The organism is Thalassovita litoralis (genome assembly GCF_900182725.1).
In the GTDB taxonomy this organism is placed as follows: Bacteria; Pseudomonadota; Alphaproteobacteria; order Rhodobacterales; family Rhodobacteraceae; genus Thalassobius; species Thalassobius litoralis.
Window position 1 is genome coordinate 1 of the sequence record NZ_FXTO01000034.1, and the last position, 19244, is coordinate 19244.

At 60.6% G+C, this 19244-nt stretch carries 17 protein-coding genes; 8 read left to right on the top strand and 9 right to left on the bottom strand.

The features are described 5' to 3' along the window. Positions 1-262 precede the first annotated feature (262 nt). The 6 genes from FN828_RS17175 to FN828_RS17200 all read right to left on the bottom strand — a co-directional run bounded on the left by FN828_RS17175 (position 263) and on the right by FN828_RS17200 (position 8480). Positions 263-1321, bottom strand: coding sequence for a serine protease (locus FN828_RS17175; RefSeq protein WP_185959076.1), 1059 nt, complete (start codon positions 1319-1321; stop codon positions 263-265). Positions 1322-1373: 52 nt separating this feature from the next. Beyond that, a complete protein-coding gene (locus tag FN828_RS17180) occupies positions 1374-3446 on the bottom strand; it encodes a caspase family protein (protein ID WP_185959077.1) in 2073 nt (690 codons plus the stop codon). Between the two features lie 65 nt (positions 3447-3511). Next, positions 3512-4969, bottom strand: a complete 1458-nt coding sequence (locus FN828_RS17185; RefSeq protein ID WP_142494610.1) for a patatin-like phospholipase family protein — start codon at positions 4967-4969, stop codon at positions 3512-3514. Positions 4970-5004: 35 nt separating this feature from the next. Next, positions 5005-6360: a sensor histidine kinase gene (locus FN828_RS17190; protein WP_142494611.1), complete on the bottom strand. Its 1356-nt coding sequence runs from the start codon at positions 6358-6360 to the stop codon at positions 5005-5007. After that, positions 6357-7061: a response regulator transcription factor gene (locus tag FN828_RS17195; RefSeq protein ID WP_142494612.1), complete on the bottom strand. Its 705-nt coding sequence runs from the start codon at positions 7059-7061 to the stop codon at positions 6357-6359. The genes FN828_RS17190 and FN828_RS17195 overlap by 4 nt, the downstream gene beginning before the upstream one ends. Positions 7062-7085: 24 nt before the next feature. Further along, positions 7086-8480: a S1C family serine protease gene (locus FN828_RS17200; protein ID WP_142494613.1), complete on the bottom strand. Its 1395-nt coding sequence runs from the start codon at positions 8478-8480 to the stop codon at positions 7086-7088. Between the two features lie 158 nt (positions 8481-8638). On the opposite strand from FN828_RS17200, the gene FN828_RS17205 reads away from it, so the two are divergent. Together FN828_RS17205 and FN828_RS17210 are read left to right on the top strand one after the other, a co-directional pair. Then, complete coding sequence (locus tag FN828_RS17205) at positions 8639-9295, top strand: hypothetical protein (RefSeq protein WP_142494614.1); 657 nt, start codon at positions 8639-8641, stop codon at positions 9293-9295. Positions 9296-9305: 10 nt separating this feature from the next. Continuing rightward, positions 9306-11438: a caspase family protein gene (locus FN828_RS17210; RefSeq protein ID WP_142494615.1), complete on the top strand. Its 2133-nt coding sequence runs from the start codon at positions 9306-9308 to the stop codon at positions 11436-11438. A 192-nt stretch (positions 11439-11630) separates the two neighbouring features. Here FN828_RS17210 and purU read toward each other — a convergent pair whose 3' ends face one another. After that, positions 11631-12515: a formyltetrahydrofolate deformylase gene (purU, locus tag FN828_RS17215; RefSeq protein WP_142494616.1), complete on the bottom strand. Its 885-nt coding sequence runs from the start codon at positions 12513-12515 to the stop codon at positions 11631-11633. A 60-nt stretch (positions 12516-12575) separates the two neighbouring features. Between purU and FN828_RS17220 the strand changes: the two genes are divergently transcribed. The 4 genes from FN828_RS17220 to dacB all read left to right on the top strand — a co-directional run bounded on the left by FN828_RS17220 (position 12576) and on the right by dacB (position 16339). After that, the gene (locus FN828_RS17220) at positions 12576-13328 is read left to right on the top strand and encodes a hypothetical protein (protein WP_142494617.1); all 753 of its coding nucleotides are present in this window, start codon (positions 12576-12578) and stop codon (positions 13326-13328) included. A 230-nt stretch (positions 13329-13558) separates the two neighbouring features. Further along, a complete protein-coding gene (rpiB, locus tag FN828_RS17225; protein WP_142494618.1) occupies positions 13559-13999 on the top strand; it encodes a ribose 5-phosphate isomerase B in 441 nt (146 codons plus the stop codon). Between the two features lie 91 nt (positions 14000-14090). Beyond that, positions 14091-14690, top strand: a complete 600-nt coding sequence (locus FN828_RS17230; RefSeq protein ID WP_142494619.1) for a nicotinate-nucleotide adenylyltransferase — start codon at positions 14091-14093, stop codon at positions 14688-14690. A gap of 152 nt (positions 14691-14842) precedes the next feature. Next, a complete protein-coding gene (dacB, locus tag FN828_RS17235) occupies positions 14843-16339 on the top strand; it encodes a D-alanyl-D-alanine carboxypeptidase/D-alanyl-D-alanine endopeptidase (protein WP_142494620.1) in 1497 nt (498 codons plus the stop codon). Here the strand turns inward: dacB and FN828_RS17240 are convergent. Next, complete coding sequence (locus tag FN828_RS17240) at positions 16336-16521, bottom strand: PLD nuclease N-terminal domain-containing protein (protein ID WP_142494621.1); 186 nt, start codon at positions 16519-16521, stop codon at positions 16336-16338. The genes dacB and FN828_RS17240 overlap by 4 nt on opposite strands. A gap of 134 nt (positions 16522-16655) precedes the next feature. Between FN828_RS17240 and FN828_RS17245 the strand changes: the two genes are divergently transcribed. Continuing rightward, complete coding sequence (locus FN828_RS17245; protein WP_142494622.1) at positions 16656-16847, top strand: hypothetical protein; 192 nt, start codon at positions 16656-16658, stop codon at positions 16845-16847. A gap of 42 nt (positions 16848-16889) precedes the next feature. Here FN828_RS17245 and FN828_RS17250 read toward each other — a convergent pair whose 3' ends face one another. Beyond that, positions 16890-17321, bottom strand: coding sequence for a tellurite resistance TerB family protein (locus tag FN828_RS17250; protein ID WP_142494623.1), 432 nt, complete (start codon positions 17319-17321; stop codon positions 16890-16892). A gap of 131 nt (positions 17322-17452) precedes the next feature. Between FN828_RS17250 and FN828_RS17255 the strand changes: the two genes are divergently transcribed. After that, positions 17453-19030 carry a lysine--tRNA ligase gene (locus FN828_RS17255; protein ID WP_142494624.1) on the top strand — a complete coding sequence of 526 codons (1578 nt, stop codon included), beginning with the start codon at positions 17453-17455 and terminating at the stop codon, positions 19028-19030. Positions 19031-19244: the final 214 nt, after the last annotated feature.

The window sequence follows — 19244 nt, forward strand, 5'->3', positions numbered from 1 at the left end:
GGGAAAGAACGGTCGCAGCCGCGCCATCTGTTCGTCGGTCAGCCAAAATAGATTGCTCATGATACCCCCTGAAAGTTTGGGGATTTGAAGCATGCGACCAATGCGATCTCAAGCCGATTAATGGGTCCTGAGCCTATTCGGACCAGAAATCATTGAGCGAACATTCCTATAGAATGGCCTTCCAATAGTCATGTCTCACCTACTATCCCAATATTAAACATCAAAATGCCCCCGCCTACGCGGGGGCATTTCCCCCGTCAGATCAGTTCTGGCTGATCGTCTGTTCCAGCCAAGGCAGGAATTGCGACACCTTCGTATAGGCCGAGAAGATCGCATCTTCGGCGCAGGTTTTATTCGGACCAGCGGACAGACCCCAGCTTACGATACCGGCCTGAATATACGATCCGTCCTGCAACGGCACGACCAGCGGGCCGCCACTGTCCCCCTGACACGAGGTTTTGCCGCCCTCGAACGACCCCGAGCAGATCATGTTTTCGGTCAGCGGCATGGGCGCGCGCTTGATCAGCTCTTCCCATGCTTTTTGCATGTCGGGTTGCGACAGCCGGAAAATCGAAGCCGCCTGCACAAAGGCCTGACTGGCGGGTTTGGCGCGGGCTTTCATCAGGGCTTCGTTGCACATATCGCGCGACATCATCTGAATTTCAGCCTGATACATCTGGCTGGGGTGATTGCCACCATTCACCAGCCCCCAGCCGGTCACGATAGTCGGCACACCGGCCTGATCCAGCACATCGCCGAAATTGGCATCCGGTACTTTGATGGTTTTGTAATTGGCATTGGGTTTGCGGGCCAGCTTGATCAGGGCCACATCCCCATCCCAGCCATTAGGGTTATAGGTGGGATAACGATAGATACCCGATACCGGCACCAAATCCCCCTGCCCCGGCGCAATGGTGTTGGTGCCGACCAGAATATTGATCTGGCGCGGGTCCAGATCAAAATATTTCCCGTTCTTGTCCTGATGGTGAATACAGTGGGCCGCCGTCAGCACCCATTGATCCAAAATCATCGAACCACCGCAGAAATGCGAATCCGGGCTGGCCTCGTATCCGGCAATCATCAGGCCAACCTGCCAGGGCCATGCGCCATTCGCCGCCAGTTCGCCGCCAACCACGCGCGACCCACTGCCATCCTGCGCCATTTTTTCGGCGCGCTCGGCTTTTTTCTTGCTATCCGCAAAATCAAAAGGCGAGGCATTTTCGCGTTCAACATGCGGGGCATCCATGTCCTGCGCTGTAACGGCAGGCGCGGTCAGCAAGGCCGCCGCTACCGCCAGACTACCAAGGGTAAAGCGTTTCATAAGGGGTCCTTTCATTAAGTTCTGTTTCAAATGGGCGGGTGATAGGATCATTTCATTCCCTCTCCTTCAGGATGACGGAATAGCGTTTCACATCCAGTTTCGGCATATCGCCACCACCGGACAAGGACAGGGTACGGCTGGTTTCCTCGGGGGCCAATGCAGCGCCTAAATAGGATTGCAAAGCCCCGCCAGTGCCGGACAAATCGCGGGTTTGCACCGGATCGGCCAAGGCGGTCAGTTCGGTACGCGGTTCCCCGTCACGGGCGGGGGTGGAAATCACGATCAGTTCCTCGACCCCGGCGCGGGGTGTGCCATCGGGACCGGGCGGGTTCTGGATCAGCATTCCAATCTCTTGCGTTTCGCCGAACGCAACACGATTGGACAGCCCCGGTTCAGGCCAGATCGCAGTGATCCGGTAATCGCGGTCCACATACAGAACGGTGACATCCTGCGCGGTCAGATCGCTGTTTTTCAGCGTCAGCCAAAGCTGATCACACTGGTTGACGCTGACAGGATCGGAAACATCCTGTGCATCGGTTTCAGGATCGGCACAAGCACCATCGGACAGCGGATTGCCCGGCACGCGGGACAGCGATTGGCCGATCCCGGTACTGAACAGGCTGAACCCGCCGCTGCTGCCGCTTTCGGCCAGCGCCAACGCCTGACGCAACCGAATGGTGCGGGCGGCGCGTTCCAGAAAATCCGACAGCGCCAAGGCGGGGTATTCCGCGCCGCGCAAATCCAACCGGGGGCTAGAGCCGGGGCCTTGCGGGTCCAGCACGCCATCACGGCCCGCCAATGCCAGCGTGCCATCCACCAGATAGGGCTGCATATCGAAATCCGCCGCATTCAGGCGCACACCTTCCAGCGCATCAGCCTGCGCCAATGAGGCCAGCAAAGCCTGCAAGGCGGCGTAATCCTTACCATCCATCGCATCGGCGCGGATCGGCGTGGCCATACGGATCGGTTGCGGCAATCCGGGGCGGGTAACAGCCGCATAGCCGGTTTCGGGCAGCGGCTGATCGGTGTGCAGCGTCGCCCCATTGGCCGCCAGCGCGGTCAGCGTGGCGGTGGCCACCGGGGTTTCAGCGGTCAGGCTGTCATAGACCGCGACCTGTGCGCCTTCGGCCAGACCGTGCAGCAGACCGGCAGACAACTGATCGCCCTGCGTGGCAAAACGGGTGGCGGGGCTGGCCGTGCCAAATACCCCGGCCTGCATCAACGTGCCCTCGCCATCGGGGGATTGGGCGGCAGGGCCATTGCGGGCCATCCCGTCCGTGGCGGCCTGTAATGCCTGCTGCCAGTTCAGATGTGCCTGCGAGGACAGCACAGACATCAGAGATTGCGTAAAATCACCGTACCAATTGCCCGGATCGGCGGCATCACCCAGCGGATATTCAAACGACCGCTGATTGGATTGCGACGAATACAGAAACGCATACTCCCCCCGCAGCGGCGGCGCGGTCGGTCCGGCATCATTCGGCAGGTCAGCCTGCGGAATGCCCAAAGCCACCGGGTCCACATAGCGGGCGGCGGCACTTTGTTCCCCCAGCGCCCGAAATCCGGTTGCCGAATGGCAGGCATCCAGCACCGCCACCATCTGCGCCCCACGGTCCAGAATGGTCTGAAACCGCGTGGAAAGCTCATCATCGACAATGGCGTTTTCCACCGCGCCAATCGCGCCTTTCCAGCCGGTTGCATCGGCGGGCAGCAGGATTTCATCGTATCCCCCCGCCTCGTCCCCGTTCTGGTCGGGGGCCTGTGACCCGTGGCCGGAATAGTAGAAAAACACCGTATCGCCCGCCTGTGCGGTCTGCGCCAGACGGTCCAGTTCTGCCATGATCGCCGCCCTTGTGGGGGCCGCATAAATAGCCACACCATCAGCATGGCGCGACCCGTCCGAGGCCAGAAGCCGGATTTGCGCCGGGGCCACGCCACGATCCACCAACATTTGCGTCACCAGCCCCGTATCGTTGGCCGGGCCGCGCAGGTCTGCATCCAGATGGAAATAATCCGACACACCGATCACCAGCGCATAGGTGTCAGCCCATACAGCAGCCCCCCCAAAGGGGCCAAAGACGAAAGCCGCTGCCATAGCGGCCAAAGGGGAAGCGCGATAACTCATAAGACATTGAATACAGGCGATTGCCCCCCAATCAAGCCTTGCAGCGTCCCTAACGGGATTTGTCATCAATTCTTGATGGGGGAAATCCGTGTGGGTTGTTTTCCCGCGCCCGTCTTCAACGCGGCCAGCGGATTGCGCCCCGGCGTCGACCGTAAGAACCCGTTCAGATCGGGATTCAACCGCGCCGCCATACGCCCGGCCTGAATCGCCATATCCACCTGTTCGGGTTTCAGCCGCAACCGGGTGGGGATTTCATTCAGGTCTTTTTGCTGCGCGGCATCCAGATCGTTAAAGCTGATCTGCCCGACAAAGAATTTCACATCCCGGCAATTCCATCCGGCCAACGATCCGCGATAACGCCGCACCTGTGCGTTGGACAAGGAACAGCGAAATTCCACCAGATCCTTTTGCCAATTATCCAGTTGCAGGCGCATCGCGTCATAGCCCGTGCGGGACGCCGATCCCATCGACGCCCCTGCAATCCCCATCGCCAGACTGGCACCGCCGGGACCGCGCAATTTCTGCGACCAGCGATAGGTTTTTTCCGTTCCCGCATCAGCCACAAGAAACAGGAACCGTTTCAGCCGCACCGCCTGTTGGGCCGTCATCGGGGCATAGCCGTTTCGGGCACGGGCGCGTTCGATTGCCAGCCCCGTCGTGCCGAAATTATCGGTAATCCCGCCATCCAGAAGCTTGACGTATTTTACCTTGTCCGGGTCGCCATAGCTTTCCAGCGCAGCAGCCTGTGCCTTCATCGCGGCGGTGGCTTCGGGGTTATAGCGGGCGGCGGTCAGCCAGTCGGGTTCCTGATACTGGCATTCCCCCTGATGCGCCCGTAGCGTGATCGGGGCAAAAACCAGCGGAAACGCCGCCGAGGCCGCAACCGCATCCGAAATCGGGAAGCTGGACAGGTCCGAACACAGCGCATCAAAGGTTTCCGGGCTGAACAGGAACGGCGTCTGGTTCGCCATGTCGGCGGCGTTGATCCATGTAATGACCCGGCTATGATTGTGCAGATCGCCAAAGGTCGCGCCGTGAAACAGGGTTTCATCAAGATAGCGGCCAAAGGTTTTCCGCCCATTCGCCCCACCCGACACCCCGCGCACCAGCGTCATCGGGTTCAGCGGCGAATTGGCCATGTATTTCTCTGCATTGGTCAGCAGATAATTTTCGCGGTATCCCGTCAGCGCCTTCGGCCCCTTCAGCCCGAAATACGCCGCCGTAACCGATCCGCCTGACACCCCGGTGACAAGCCGGACATCGGACAAAACGCCATCGGGGTCTTTGGCCGTGGCGGTCTGGGCGCGCAATTCTTCCAGCAAGCCATAGGAAAACGCCGAGGCCCGCATCCCCCCACCGGAAAAGGCCAGACCGATATAAACCTCTCCGTCCTTGGGGCCGATCATGGCGGTGTCCGCCAGCGGTTGATTGCGCCCTTCGGGTAATGGCTGGTTTAGCGGCGTATTCACCGCAGCGCATCCCGTCAGCAGCAGGGCCGCGCAAAGCATGGCGATTGGCTTCATTCCCTTCCCCCCAAACCAGGAAAGCGTGGCAGCGCTTAGCCCGGTATCACAAGTTTAGGGCAGCTTATCTGGATCGCAAAGCCTTTTGGGGTATCCGGCAGCGTCAGCTTTGCCCCATGACGCGCGGCAATCGCCTGCACCAGCGCCAACCCCAGCCCATGACCTGCCGTGCCACGATCCCGTTCGGCACGGGTGAAGCGGTCAAACATCTGATGACGCAGATCGTCCGGGATGCCGGGGCCGGTATCGGACACCCTCAAAATATGACGGTCCCCTTCAGCGTGAACGGAAACCTGAATACCATCGCCGTGGTGGCAATATTTGATCGCGTTATCCAATAGATTGGTCAGCACCTGCGCCAACAGACTGCGTTCGCCCAAGACATACAAATCGGGGGTGATGTCAGCCGTGCAGAGCAGACCTGAATCGTCCGCCAGTGGCTCGTAAAGGTCGAATACCTGCTCGACCAGTTCGGACAGATTGACCGGCACCAAACCGGGGCGCTGGCCCTTGGCGGCTTCGGCGGCGGAAATGTCCAGCAGGGCATCGAAAATCCGCACGGTGGCGCGGATGTCATCATGGATTTGCGCGACCTGCGGCCCCTGTCCGTCCAACGCAGTCAGCCGTTGCTGAATGCGGTTCAACGGCGTGCGCAATTCATGCGCGATGGCGTCAGACAGGCGATGCGTGGCGCGGTTCAGCGATTCAATCCGGTCCAGCATGGCGTGGACGTGTTCCTGCAACACGGCGAATTCGTCATGGGACCGGGGCGCGGGCAAGCGGGCGGACAGATCCCCATCGGCCACCCGATCAGCCAGCGCGTTCAGCCGCCCGATGCGCCCCAGCACCGCGCGGGACACCAACCAGCCCGCCACCAACGCCACCCCCACCAGCGCCAGCGCCACCCAGCCGATCAGGCGGCGCAGATCGGCCAGCGTGGCCAGCGTATCAGCCCGCGACCGCGCCACCAAAAAGGGAAAGCCCCCCGGCAATTCCCGCGCCACCCCGACATAGGGCTGCCCGGCATGGTCAAAGGGCTGCGCCCCATCCGCCGTGAAATCCGTGCCATCGCGGGCCAACCCGGCAGGCCATCCCGCGATATTTCCGGCCAGCTTGGTATCGCGATCCATCAGCAGATAGATCACCTGATCCGGGGGCGTCGTTGCCACGCGAAATTCAATCGCCTGCCGCAAGGCCACAATCCGGCGCTGTTCATACAGCGCGGCAAAGGCATCCAGATCGGCCCGCAGCAATTCCGCCTGCCGCGCATCCAGCGATTGCGCCGTGACCCGGTATTGCACCGCCATCGCCGCCAGCGACAGCAGGATAATCCCCGACGCCACCAGCAACATCACCCGTAAACTGGCCGAGCGCACCCGCGCCCCGGTCATTCAGGCACCTGCACCGGATCGAAAATATAGCCTTCGCCGCGGGCGGTGTGGATGATCGGACGGCCCGCCACGTTTTCCAGCTTGCGCCGCAACCGGCCCACATGCACATCCACCACATTGGTTTGCGGATCGAAATGCAGGTTCCACACCTTTTCCAGCAATTGCATCCGCGTCACCACCGCCCCGGCATTGGACGCGAAATAGGACAGCAATTTGAATTCTTTCGGTGAAATAGCAATATGCGTTGTGCCGACATGGACGGTGCGGGCCTTCATGCGGATTTCCAGATCGCCAAACACAATGACATCATTGTCCAGCGCCACCATGTTTTTGCGCCGCAACAATGCCCGCAGACGCGCCCGTAATTCATCGGGATCAAAGGGTTTGGCCAGATAATCATCCGCACCCTTTTCCAGCCCCTCGATCTTGTTCTGCGCCCGCCCAAGGGCCGACACCACCATGACCAGCGCGGTTGACCCTGCCGCACGGACCTTGGCAATGGCGTCCACCCCGTCACCGCCGGGCAGCATCCTGTCAAACAGGATCACCGCGAAATCGCCCTGCCCCGCCGCCTGTAGCCCCGCGTCATACGTCCCGCACAGCGTTGGCACGGCCCCAACATCGCGGGCAGCCTGTTCCATTGCCTGCGCCGCAACGGCGTCATCCTCGACAATCAGGATTTTCGGGCGGGTCTGGGTCATGAGGTACACTCCTTCCCGGTAGATTCAGAAGATAACCACAGCGGGGTCAAGGACATTCGCGCCACCGACGGGCCGGGTACGGGTGCCGTTGCTCCAGGGGTCCACCGTGACATGCAGGGTGCGGCCATCAGGGCGGCGCACCAGAACCAGAATCGGGCGGGATACTTTCAGCGTCGCCAGCAATTCGCTGGTGGCGGGTTGGCCGTTCACCGTCAGGATCGTGTCGCCCTGATCCATCCCGGCCAAAAAGGCAGGGCTGGCGGGGCTGATCACATCGACGGTCACGCCATCCTGGGCCAGATGCAGCCCCAACCGGGCCAGATCATAGGCGCGGATAATCGCAATGGACCGCGATGCGCCATCGTCATCAATCGAAACGCTTTGGGTTTCCAGCCCCAGCGTCACGGCGGTTTCCATCCCGTCACGCCGCACGGTCAGGATGACAGCCGCACCCGCGCGCCGGTCCAGCGCAAAGGCCAGATCGCCCGGTTCCGTGATCGTCACACCATCCACGGCAATGATGATGTCACCCGCGTGCAGACCCGCCCGGTCGCCAAGGCTGGCCGGGTTGACGTTATCCACCAGCACCCCCACCCCTTTGGCGACACCCAGCGCAGCGGAAATACGGCGGTCAATCGGGCGGGTGGTGACACCCAGATCAGGCACCGGCAGCAGATCGCCCGCAATCGCCCGGTCAATCAGCCACGCCGGAATGGCATAGGAAATCCCCACATACAGACGCGACCCATCGGCCACACGGGCATTGATCCCCAGCACCCGACCCGCCGCATCCAGCAGCGGCCCACCCGAACTACCCGGATTGATCGCGGCGTCATGCTGAATATAACGCACCGGGACCGCCGCCAGAACCTGCCGTTCAGTGGCCGATACGATCCCCCGCGTCACGGTCGAGGTTGTTTGCAGCGGTGCGCCCAGTGCATACACCTCGTCCCCCAAGGCGGGCAGGCCGGTGGCGGGGATCAGCCCCGGCCCGAAAACCGGATCGGGCAGTTCGACCACCGCAATGTCGCGCTTCTCATCGCGCAGGATCACCGAAGCCGAAACAAGCTGCCCATCGCGGTTGCGCAGGATCACACGGGTATAGCGTTTCACGACATGGGCATTGGTGACGGCCAACCGCCCATCGCGCCACAACACGGCGGACCCCAGAAGCTTTTCATCGCCATCATCCGTATACACCACCAGCGTTGCCGCCAGCCCGCGATCCAGCATCGCTGCCGCCTGCGCCCGGTCGGCAATCGCCCCGGCCAATGTGATACACAACGCCAACAACGGCACCAACCGCAGCAGCGGGCGGCGCGACAACGGTGCGAACAGCCGCCGCGACAGGGGCATATGGGCAATGGTTTTACGCAACATCTGCGCGGGGGTCGGGATCATCGTAACGGTGCGGGGCATTGGAACCCTCCTTGGTTCATCCGGTCCCCAAACAGGTAGCAAGCAGGCTGCGGGAACTCACATGACAAGTCCGTTCATCTTTGAAATCCCGGCAGAAAACTTTTGAAAACCCGCGCCACGACCCGCATTATCAGGGCAATTCAAAACGGAGAAACCCAATGGTTCCGAGTTCTTTTGCAAAGTCCTTTTTCCTGTGCGCGGGTCTGGCGCTGGCGACGGCAGCGCCACAGCCCGCCGCCGCGCAAACCCCGCTGAAAACCGCCGAACTGTCGGCGCAACTGTTCCTGACCGGGGTTGAACAATCCGATCCCGTGCTGGTGATCGCCGCCGCGAAGCTGCGCAAATCGCTGAATTTCCGGCAGGTGGACCGCAGCCCCGACAGCGCCGCCGCAACCACCGATATGCCCGCACCACAAGCCCCGCTGAGTTGGGAACAAATGTTGGACGTGGCCGCGGGCCTGTCCACCGAGGATGACGCCCTGCTGGGGTTGATCCACGATATTCGCAGTGAAAACACCAAGGGCGTGACCACCGGACAGGTTTATTCCATCACCTCGATCCGGGCGGGGGGAACGGATACCTATCCGCCGTTGCCCTATACCGGCGGCGAATATGCCGAAGTCTACGTCGAAGGCCAGTCCAGCGCAGACCTGAACCTGTATGTGCATGACGCCAAGGGACGGCTGGTTTGTTCCGACACCGACATCAGCGCCATCGCCTATTGTGGCTGGCGTCCGGCCTCCAGCGAAGGCTTTACCATCATCGTGAAAAACAAGGGCGGGGCCGCCTCGTCCTATTCGTTGATCACCAACTAAGGGGGCTGGCATGAACCTGCTGCATTCCACCGCTTTGGCCGGGGCACTGGCGCTGGGGGCGTTGACCGCCCTGCCCGCACTGGCGCGTGAAAACTATGCGTTGCTGATCGGGGCGTCGACCTATCCATCACTGGATCAGCGGTTCTGGCTGCGCGGCCCGGCCAACGATATTGATCTGGTCGCCACCTATCTGCAATCCAACCCTGCGATGCCATTCTCCCCCGATCACATCGCCGTTCTGGCCGACGGGATCGAGGGCGGAACGCCCCCCACGCTTCAGGCGATCCGCGATGGGTTTGCCGCCCTGACCGCCAAGGTGCAACCGGGTGATTTTGTCTATCTGCATTTTTCCGGGCATGGATCGCAGGCCCCGGCGCTGGACCCGTCCACAGAAACCGACGGGCTGGATGAACTGTTCCTGCCGGTCGACATTGGCCCGTGGGAAGACAACACAGGCACGGTACAGAACGCGCTGGTCGACGATGAAATCGGCGCGCTGATCGGGGCCATACGGGACAAGGGCGCGGATGTCTGGGTGGTGTTCGATAGTTGCCATTCCGGCACCGCCACCCGCGCCGCGCCTTCGGTGGACGATGAAATACGAATGCGCAAACTTGGCCCCGAAGCCTTGGGCATTCCCGCCGATCGGATGATCGCCGCCGAAGGGACCAGCCGCGCCTTGCCCGATCCGCATGACGCGCCCCCGGCAGCAGTGGAAATGTCCGCCACACCAGTGGCCAAACCCGGTAAACTGGTGGCGTTCTTTGCCGCACAAACCAACGAAACCACCCCGGAAAAAAACATGCCCAAGGGCAAGGCCGGGCGGCGTTTGCAGGGGGTGTTCACCTATACGCTGTTTGAAACGCTGGCCGAACGGCCCGGCGTGACCTATCGCCAACTGGCGCAGGAGGTGCTGCGCAAATATGCGGCACTGAATCTGGCCCGCTCCACCCCCCTGTTCGAGGGCGATCTGGACGATCCCATCTTTGGCACCGGGGCGGCGGGGCGCGTGCTGCAATGGCCCGCCACGGCCAAGGACGATGCCCTGACCCTGCCCGCCGGGCGACTGCACGGGCTAAGCGAGGGCGAAGAGCTGATCCTTCTGACCTCGCCCGCCGATCTGGATGATGCGGCGCTGGCCACCTACAAAGTCACGCAACTGGATCAGTTTTCCGCCACGCTGGCCCCGGTGGATGCCGCCCCGGACGCCCTGCCCAAGGGCGCGGTGTTGCGCAAAACCTCGGCCACGCTGGACCTGTCGCTGGCGGTGGCCTTGCCCGCCCCCGGATCGGTCCCGGCAACAGCGCTGAAGGCCGCGATCCAATGGGCGCAGGACAATGCCCGCCTTGGTCCCCGCATCCGCTTTGTCCCCGCCGGGGATGACGCCGACCTGCGGCTGGCAGTGATCCCCGACAGCCCGCGCCCCGATGCGATCTGGTTCATGCCCGCCTCCGGGCTGGTTCAGACAGACGGGTTTGACCGGCTGTTTTCCATCTCGACCGCCGATAAGGACGCCGAAACGCTGGGGCAGGTGTTTTCCGAAAACCTGTCCTACATGTCCAAGGCGCTGAACCTGATGAAAGTGGGGGCAGCCACCAGCGGCAAGGCACTGGATGTCAGCGCCAGCCTGACCCGCGCCCGGTTTGATGCCACATCAGAAGCAGTGATCGACGGCAGCCATGCCGCCATCCCCTCCGGCGGGGTCACGCGGATGGTGCCGGACGATGTGATCGGGCTGGACCTGTCCAACCCCAACGACACGCCGGTGGATTTCAACATCCTCTATGTGGGATCGGATTATTCGATCAGCTTCATGGGCAATGGGCGGCTGCATCCGGGCGACCGCCTGACCGAAGATTTCGTGCTGGTCACGGACGATGCCTTTGGCCGCGACAGGCTGCTGGTCATCGTATCCCCTGCCGACCCCCAATCTGCGGTCGAAGACCTGTCGTTTCTGGATCAGCCCCCATTGGAACGCACCCGCGCCGTGGGCGACGGCGCGCGCGGCCTGACCGGATTACTGGACGAAGCCGGGTTTGGCCAAACCACCCGCGCCGCTGTCAGCCTGTCCAGCCGCAAGAAAAAGGCACAACCCGCGCCCGCGTTTTTGCAATTTGAAATCGACACGGTGCCAAAGCCCTGAACCACGCCGGAAACGTCCGGCCCGGCCTGACGGTTGCGCAATGGATATTTGAACCAAGAAAGAGCCAGCGGCAGCGCCCCCCGCAAATCTCGCTCTTACCTGAAACGAGAGCGCAGAAGGGGCATTCTGCTTGTTCTTTCTTGGGAAAATATCCCGCAGGGACGGGGGCAGCGCCCCCTTCCCCCTTTGAGGTCAGCCCATACGTTCGGACGCGTAAGACCCCGGCGAGGCCGGGAAGACCACGGTTTTATTGCCGTTCAGGAAAGTGCGGTGATGGATATGGGCATGTACCGCACGGGACAGAACCGCCGCTTCGACATCGCGGCCAAGGCTGACGTAATCCTCGGGTGATTGGGCATGGGTGACGCGCACGGTGTCTTGTTCGATGATCGGACCTTCGTCCAGATCGGCGGTCACGTAATGCGCTGTTGCCCCGATCAGTTTCACCCCGCGCTGATACGCCTGCTTATAGGGGTTCGCACCCTTGAAGCTGGGCAAGAAGGAGTGGTGGATATTGATAATCCGGCCCGACATTTTCTTGCACATTTCATCGGACAACACCTGCATATAGCGGGCCAACACCACCAGCTCTGCGCCGGTTTCTTCGATGATTGCCATTTGCTGCGCTTCGGCGGTGGTTTTGTTGTCTTTCGTCACCTTGATGTAGTGGAACGGGATATCGTGGTTCACCACGACTTTCTGATATTCCAGATGGTTGGAAATCACCCCCACGATGTCGATCGGCAAAGCCCCGATGCGCCAGCGGTACAGCAGGTCGTTCAGGCAATGCCCGAAGCGCGACACCATCAGCACCACCTTCATTTTCTGGCTTTCGTCATGGAAGGCATAATCCATCCCGAAATCCGCCGCCGTCTGGGCAAAGGCATCTGTCAGCCCCTCCAGCGCCACGCCTTTTTCACTGCGGAAACTGACGCGCATGAAAAAGTTGCCGGTTTCAAAATCGTCATACTGGGCCGAATCTGCGATATTGCAGCCCTGATCCGCCAGAAAACTGGCGATGGCGGCAACGATGCCTCGGGTCGATTTGCATTTCACGGTCAGGGCGAAACTGTTCATCGCGGTGCGTAGTCCCTTGCTGGAAAAAGTCGTTTTCAGCGGTATACGGCAGGGAAATGCGTGAACAATGCCCTGATTGCGACCCTTTGCGTCGAAAATACGGGCGGGGCGGAAAAAACGCAGTCGCGGGTTTCCGAAAGGCGACGCTTCGGCGCCAAATTCCGGCGCAGCGCTTTTTCGCTGGCCCGACCTACTGTGCGCGTTCACCTGTTGAGTCGCATTGTGATCGCCGCCACTGCGTTGCCGGATTGGTGCAATCCGTTGAATCCGGCCCACCCAAGTTGCACCACGGGCGGGCCGGTTCAATATGACGATGCCCCGGAGGCGGAAAGATGGGGTCAGTCCAAAGGCCCCCGAACCGGAGATGCGGACATCATCAAACCCAGACAGGCCACGCCCCCCGCAATCCCAACCAACACAACAGGCGAAGCGGAATATAACAATTCAGACACCGCGCGGGCTAAAGCGGTGGCAAACCCACCGATATGCGGCTGTGTCAGGGCCGCAAACCATAAAAGCCCATACCATGCCCCTGCTGTGACCAAACAGGTGACAGTTGCGGCGCGGTTCGTGGAGCTGGAACACCGCAACCACACGGCAACCGTCAGGAAAATCGGGAAAAATGCCGGCAGGGCACTCACCCCCTGCCGGCCAGTGATGCTGAACTCCGCCCAGACAGCCAGGGGAACGGTCACGGCTGCGGCGGACAGGGCGGCGACCAAAACGGAAAGGGAAAATGATTTGGTCATAAGGAAAATTCCTTGGTTTCAACATGCTACGATCATAGCCTTGGCTGATTGCCTGCTCAAATGACGAAAGCTGTCATGTCGTTCCAAGGACAGAAACATGGGTTTGCGGGCACGACGCGCGGGGCGCACCCCGGCAACCAAACCGGGCCATCCGCCGGGGTCAGGCCAACCACCATGACCAGAAAAACCGGCGGTTTCGTCAATGTCTGGACCTTGGGCCGGGCTGTGGTATCTATAAGGGTCTGAATATGCGGGCGGCGCGGTCGCCCTGCCCTTCAACACAGGATCTCCTTGATGACCACTTCGAAACGTATCGTGCTTTCCAGCGATCACGCCGCTATTCCGCTGCGGCGGGCGATTGCGGATCATATTGCCGCGCAGGGATGGGAGGTCGACGATATTGGCCCAATGACCCCGGAAAGCACCCATTACCCCAAACATGGACAGGCCGCCGCGCAAAAGATTGCTGTGGGCGAGGCCGATCTGGGAATTATCCTGTGTGGCACCGGGCAGGGCATCATGATGGCCGCCAACAAGGTGAAGGGCATTCGCTGCGGGGTGTGCAGCGATACGTTTTCGGCCCGGATGATCCGCCAGCATAATGACGCCAACATGCTGTCTATTGGGGCGCGTGTCATCGGCGAGGGGTTGGCGCTGGATATCGTGGACGCCTTCCTGAACGCCGCGTTCGAGGGCGGACGCCACGCCACCCGCGTGGATATGATCGAGGACTAAGCGGCGGCGCGGAGCGCATCCCTGTCCAAGCAGGGTGATTGACAAACCAATCCGGGGGCTTAGACACGGGAAGGCTTGTTTCGGAGGGAAAATGCGCCACGCGTTACCTTTTGCGCCGCCCGGTCAGGTTGTCGGGCTGTTGGGTGGGTCTTTCGATCCCGCCCACGAAGGTCATGCGCATATCACCCGCGAAGCGTTGAAACGGTTCGGACTGGATCAGGTCTGGTGGCTGGTCAGCCCCGGCAATCCGCTCAAGGAACGCGGCCCGGCGGGAATGGATAAGCGGATCGCCCATGCCCGGCAGGTGATGCAGCATCCGCGCGTTACCATCACCGATATAGAGGCCCGGATTGGCACCCGTTACACCGCGCAGACCATCGCCCGGCTACAGCGGCTTTATCCGCGCGTGCGCTTTGTCTGGTTAATGGGCGCGGATAATCTGGTGCAATTCAGCCAATGGCAGGATTGGGAATGGATCATGTGCCACGTCCCGGTGGGGGTGTTGGCGCGTCCGGGGCAGCGCATTTCAGCGCGGGGGTCAAAAACTGCGCGGGTGTTCAGCGACTTCCGTTTGCGCAAGTCACAAAGCCAGCTTTTGGGGCATAGCAGCCCCCCAAGCTGGTGCTTTCTGAATGTACCAATGGTTGACCATTCGTCGACAGAAATCCGCAAACGGGGCGACTGGAGATAATTAGCAAACAATCCATCACTTTTCCCCCGAATTGATCCCGATTTATTCACACCGCGTTCATGATTTCGCCCGCCATCTGCGGCACACCTACTTGCCTGTGTGGTGGTTTCGGCGCTTGTTTCAAAGGATGGGCCAAGGTTAGGGTCAGCATTATGAGTCTGCATATTTCAAGACGGTTCTTTTTGACCTCGGTTGCAGGGGCGTTGCTGGGGTCTGCCCCCGCGCTGGCCGCCCCCCCTGCCCTGTCGTTGCGCCCTCATCCCCGCCCGGATGGTTTGCAAAAACGCACCCTTCCGGGGGGCGAGGCGCTGATCGCACAATCGGGGCTAAGCGGTGATGTGGCCTTTGCCGTGGCCGATGCCAAAACGGGGCTGGTGCTGGAAACCCATGCGGCACAGGCAGGGCTGCCGCCTGCCAGTGTGACAAAATCGGTAACAGCGCTGTATGGGCTGGCGCATCTGGGGGCGGCGCATCGGTTCCGCACCCGGCTGATTGCCACAGGTCCGGTGCAAAATGGCACGGTGCAGGGCGATTTGGTTTTGGCGGGCGGAGGCGATCCAACGCTGGACACTGACGATCTGGCCGATATGGCGGCACGCCTGAAGAAAGCGGGCATTCTGGCGGTCAAAGGCAAATTTCTGGTCTGGGGCGGGGCGCTGCCCTATGCCCGGCAAATCGACACGGAGCAGCCGGAACATGTGGGCTATAACCCGGCACTGTCGGGGTTGTCGCTGAATTTCAACCGGGTGCATTTTGAATGGAAACGCGCCGGGCAAGGCTGGGGCGTGACGATGGACGCGCGGTCTGAACGCTATCGCCCGGATGTGCAGATGGCGACGATGCGGATCATAGCGCGGGATCTGCCCGTCTATACCTATCGGGATCGCAACGGGATTGACGAATGGACCGTGGCCAACAGCGCCTTGGGCAAAGGCGGGGCGCGGTGGTTGCCCGTGCGACGACCCGATATTTATGCCGGACAAGTGTTCCGCAGTTTTGCGCGGTCGCATGGGATTACCCTACCCACAGAACAGGTGGTGACGGCCCTGCCTGCGGGAACGGTGCTGATTACCCATGAAAGCGACACACTGCGGGATATCCTGCGCGATATGCTGAAATATTCCACCAACCTGACCGCTGAATTGGTGGGGTTGAGCGCGACACAAGCCCGATTGGGCCACGTCGGTGGGCTGCGGGATTCGGCCCGTGAAATGAGCCAATGGGCGCAGGACACGCTGGGCATGAGCGCTGCAAAACTGGTGGATCATTCCGGGCTGGGGGATGGGTCGCGCCTGTCGGCAGCAGATATGACGCGGGCCTTGGTTGCGGCCTATCAAAGCGGACCACTGCGCGATCTGATGAAGGACATCCCGCTGCGCGATGAAAAGGGCCGCCCGGTCAAGGCGCATCCAATCAAGGTAAAGGCCAAGACCGGAACGCTGAATTTCGTATCCGCGCTGGCGGGCTATATGACCGCGCAGGATGGCACCGATCTGGTTTTCACGATTTTCAGCGCCGACACAGCGCATCGGGATCAACTGAGCAAAGCCGACCGCGAACGCCCGCAGGGGGGGCGAAGCTGGAACCGCAAGGCCAAGCGCCTGCAACAAGCACTGATCGAACGCTGGGGGCTGCTGTATGGCAGTTAAAGCGCGGCGCGGGCATTGCGCGGACCGGCAACCAGCCACGCGATAAAGCCCAGCACCGGCAAAATCAGAACGACCAGCGTCCAGACCACCTTGGCCAGCGCCGAAGCTCGGCTGGTCATGGTTTGTACAATGGCGTAAATATCTGCAATCAGGACAAAAATCCCGAAAATCCCATATTCCATGATTCAATTCCTTTCCGTCGTTGGCTTATCGGGTCAACGTGCGCGCGCCGGTTTCAGTTCCCAGATTTTTTCGGGAACCCGCGAGGTGGTCACATCGTTATGCCCCCAAGCGAAACCAAGAAAGGAGTTCTCAAATGCGTACCGGATTTTCCGTAGCGGTCGCCCTGCTGATCGCCGTGGCCATCGGATTTGGCCTGTATATGATCGACCAATACCAATCCCGCGAGGCTGTCATTTATGAACTGGAAGCCGGGGGCGGCGCTGTCAGTTTGAAAGAAACAGAAGGCGGTGGGGCCAGCCTGACCGTGACACCGCCCGAAGGATAGGCAAATCAGGGGGCAAAGCCCCCTGAGCCTGAGCCGACGGTGTTACAGGCTGATGTGCCGGGCACGGGCGCCGCGTTCAATGGCGGCGGCGTGCAGGCGGTCGATGTCCAGCTCGTAGCGGATTTCTTCAAGCAGGCGCAATTCAGCCTCGCGCAGGGTGCCGTCGGCGGCGGCCACATCGCAGGCCAGCGCATAAGCGGTTTCAAACAGCTTCTCCGGCAGGTTTTCGCGGATCAGGCCGAACAGGGCGTCCAGCCCGTCCTCTTCGCTGAACAGATCGAATACGGTTTGGGCCACCACATTCATGCGATCAATGTCATAATCGGCAAAGACCGGCAGGTGATTCACCGCATTCTGGATTTTTACCAACTCTGAGGTGCGCAGGTTTTCATCCGATGCCGAAACGGCAATCATCAGCGCCACAAGGCAATCCTGGGGGCTAAGCGGGTGGGCGTCTGGATCGGGCTGGTTCATGGCTGTTTCCTGATTGATCATAAACGATACTGTTGCAGCGCAGAATATTGACTGCGCGGCCCTGTCGCAATAGGAAGCGGCGGTCTGCCGCGCATGGGGCGCGGGCGGACCCATTCCTGTTGGAGAACGAAATGTCTGAATTGCGTGACGCCGCCCTGAAATCCAAAGCCTGGCCCTTCGAGGAGGCCCGGAAACTGGTGAAGCGTTACGAAAAGAAGGCACCCGAGAAGGGATATGTTCTGTTTGAAACCGGCTATGGCCCGTCGGGTCTGCCGCATATCGGCACCTTTGGCGAGGTGGCCCGCACCACGATGATCCGCCGCGCCTTTGAGTTGATCAGCGACATTCCCACCCGCCTGATCTGTTTTTCCGACGATGTGGATGGGATGCGCAAAGTCCCGGACAACGTGCCGAACCAGGACATGCTGCACGCTAACATCCAAAAGCCGCTGACCAGCGTCCCCGATCCGTTCGGGGAATACGAAAGCTTTGGCCATCACAACAACGCCATGCTGCGCCGGTTTCTGGATACGTTCGGGTTCGAATATGAATTCTACTCGGCCACCGAATTTTATAAATCGGGCCAGTTCGACGCTGTGCTGAAACTGGCGGTCGAACGCTATGACGACATCATGAAAGTGATGCTGAAATCCCTGCGCGAGGAACGTCAGCAAACCTATTCCATCTTCCTGCCGATCCACCCGGAAACCGGGCGGGTGCTGTATGTGCCGATGAAAGAGGTCAATGCACAGGATTACACGATCACCTTTGACGACGAAGACGGCAAGGAATGGACCCTGCCCGTGACCGGCGGTCAGGTGAAATTGCAGTGGAAGCCCGACTTCGGCGCCCGCTGGGCCGCGCTGGACGTGGATTTTGAAATGTACGGCAAGGATCACAGCACCAACACGCCGATCTATGACCGGATTTGTGAAATTCTGGGCGGCAAGAAGCCCGAGCATTTCACCTATGAACTGTTTTTGGATGAAAACGGTGAAAAGATTTCCAAATCCAAGGGCAACGGCCTGACGATTGATGAATGGCTGACCTATGCCAGCACTGAATCGCTGTCCTATTTCATGTACCAAAAGCCCAAGACAGCAAAGCGGATGCATTTCGATGTGATCCCCAAAGCGGTGGACGAATATCACCAGCAATTGCGCGCCTTCCCGGATCAGGATGCCGCGCAGCAGGTGAACAACCCGGTCTGGCACATCCACAACGGTAATCCGCCTGCCTCGACAATGGTGGTGCCGTTCGGAATGCTGCTGAATCTGGCGTCTGTGTCCGGGGCCGAGGACAAGGAAACGCTGTGGGGCTTTATTCGCCGCTATGCGCCCGACGCGTCGCCGGAAACCAATGCCGATATGGATCAGGCCGCCGGGTTCGCGGTGCGCTATTACAATGATTTTGTGAAACCGAACAAAGTGTTCCGCGCACCGACCGATCTGGAACGCGAAGCACTCGAAGATTTGCGGGCGCAACTGGCGGCCTATGACGGGGCGCTGGACGACGAGGCGCTGCAATCGGTGGTCTATGGTGTGGGCCGTGATCGTTTTGACCCGCTGCGCGACTGGTTCAAGGCGCTGTACGAGGTGCTGCTGGGCGCATCGCAAGGTCCGCGCTTTGGCGGGTTTATCGCGCTCTATGGTGTCGAGGAAACCATTGCGCTGATCGACAAAGCATTGGCAGGCGATCTGCTCGGCTAAACCGACAGTTTTACGACACGATGAAGGCCGCGCCGTTTGGTGCGGCCTTTTCTGTTGGCTGCCCCGCACGTTGCGCAACGGGCATCGTCACGGTGCTCTCAGCCGTCATTAACCCCTTGTTTGATATTTCCCCTGTCGTCCGGGCGTCACCCCGGAACGTGGTTTTTCCCAATGCGATGCGCCCCGCATCCACCGGGCAGAGGAAAGGATACAC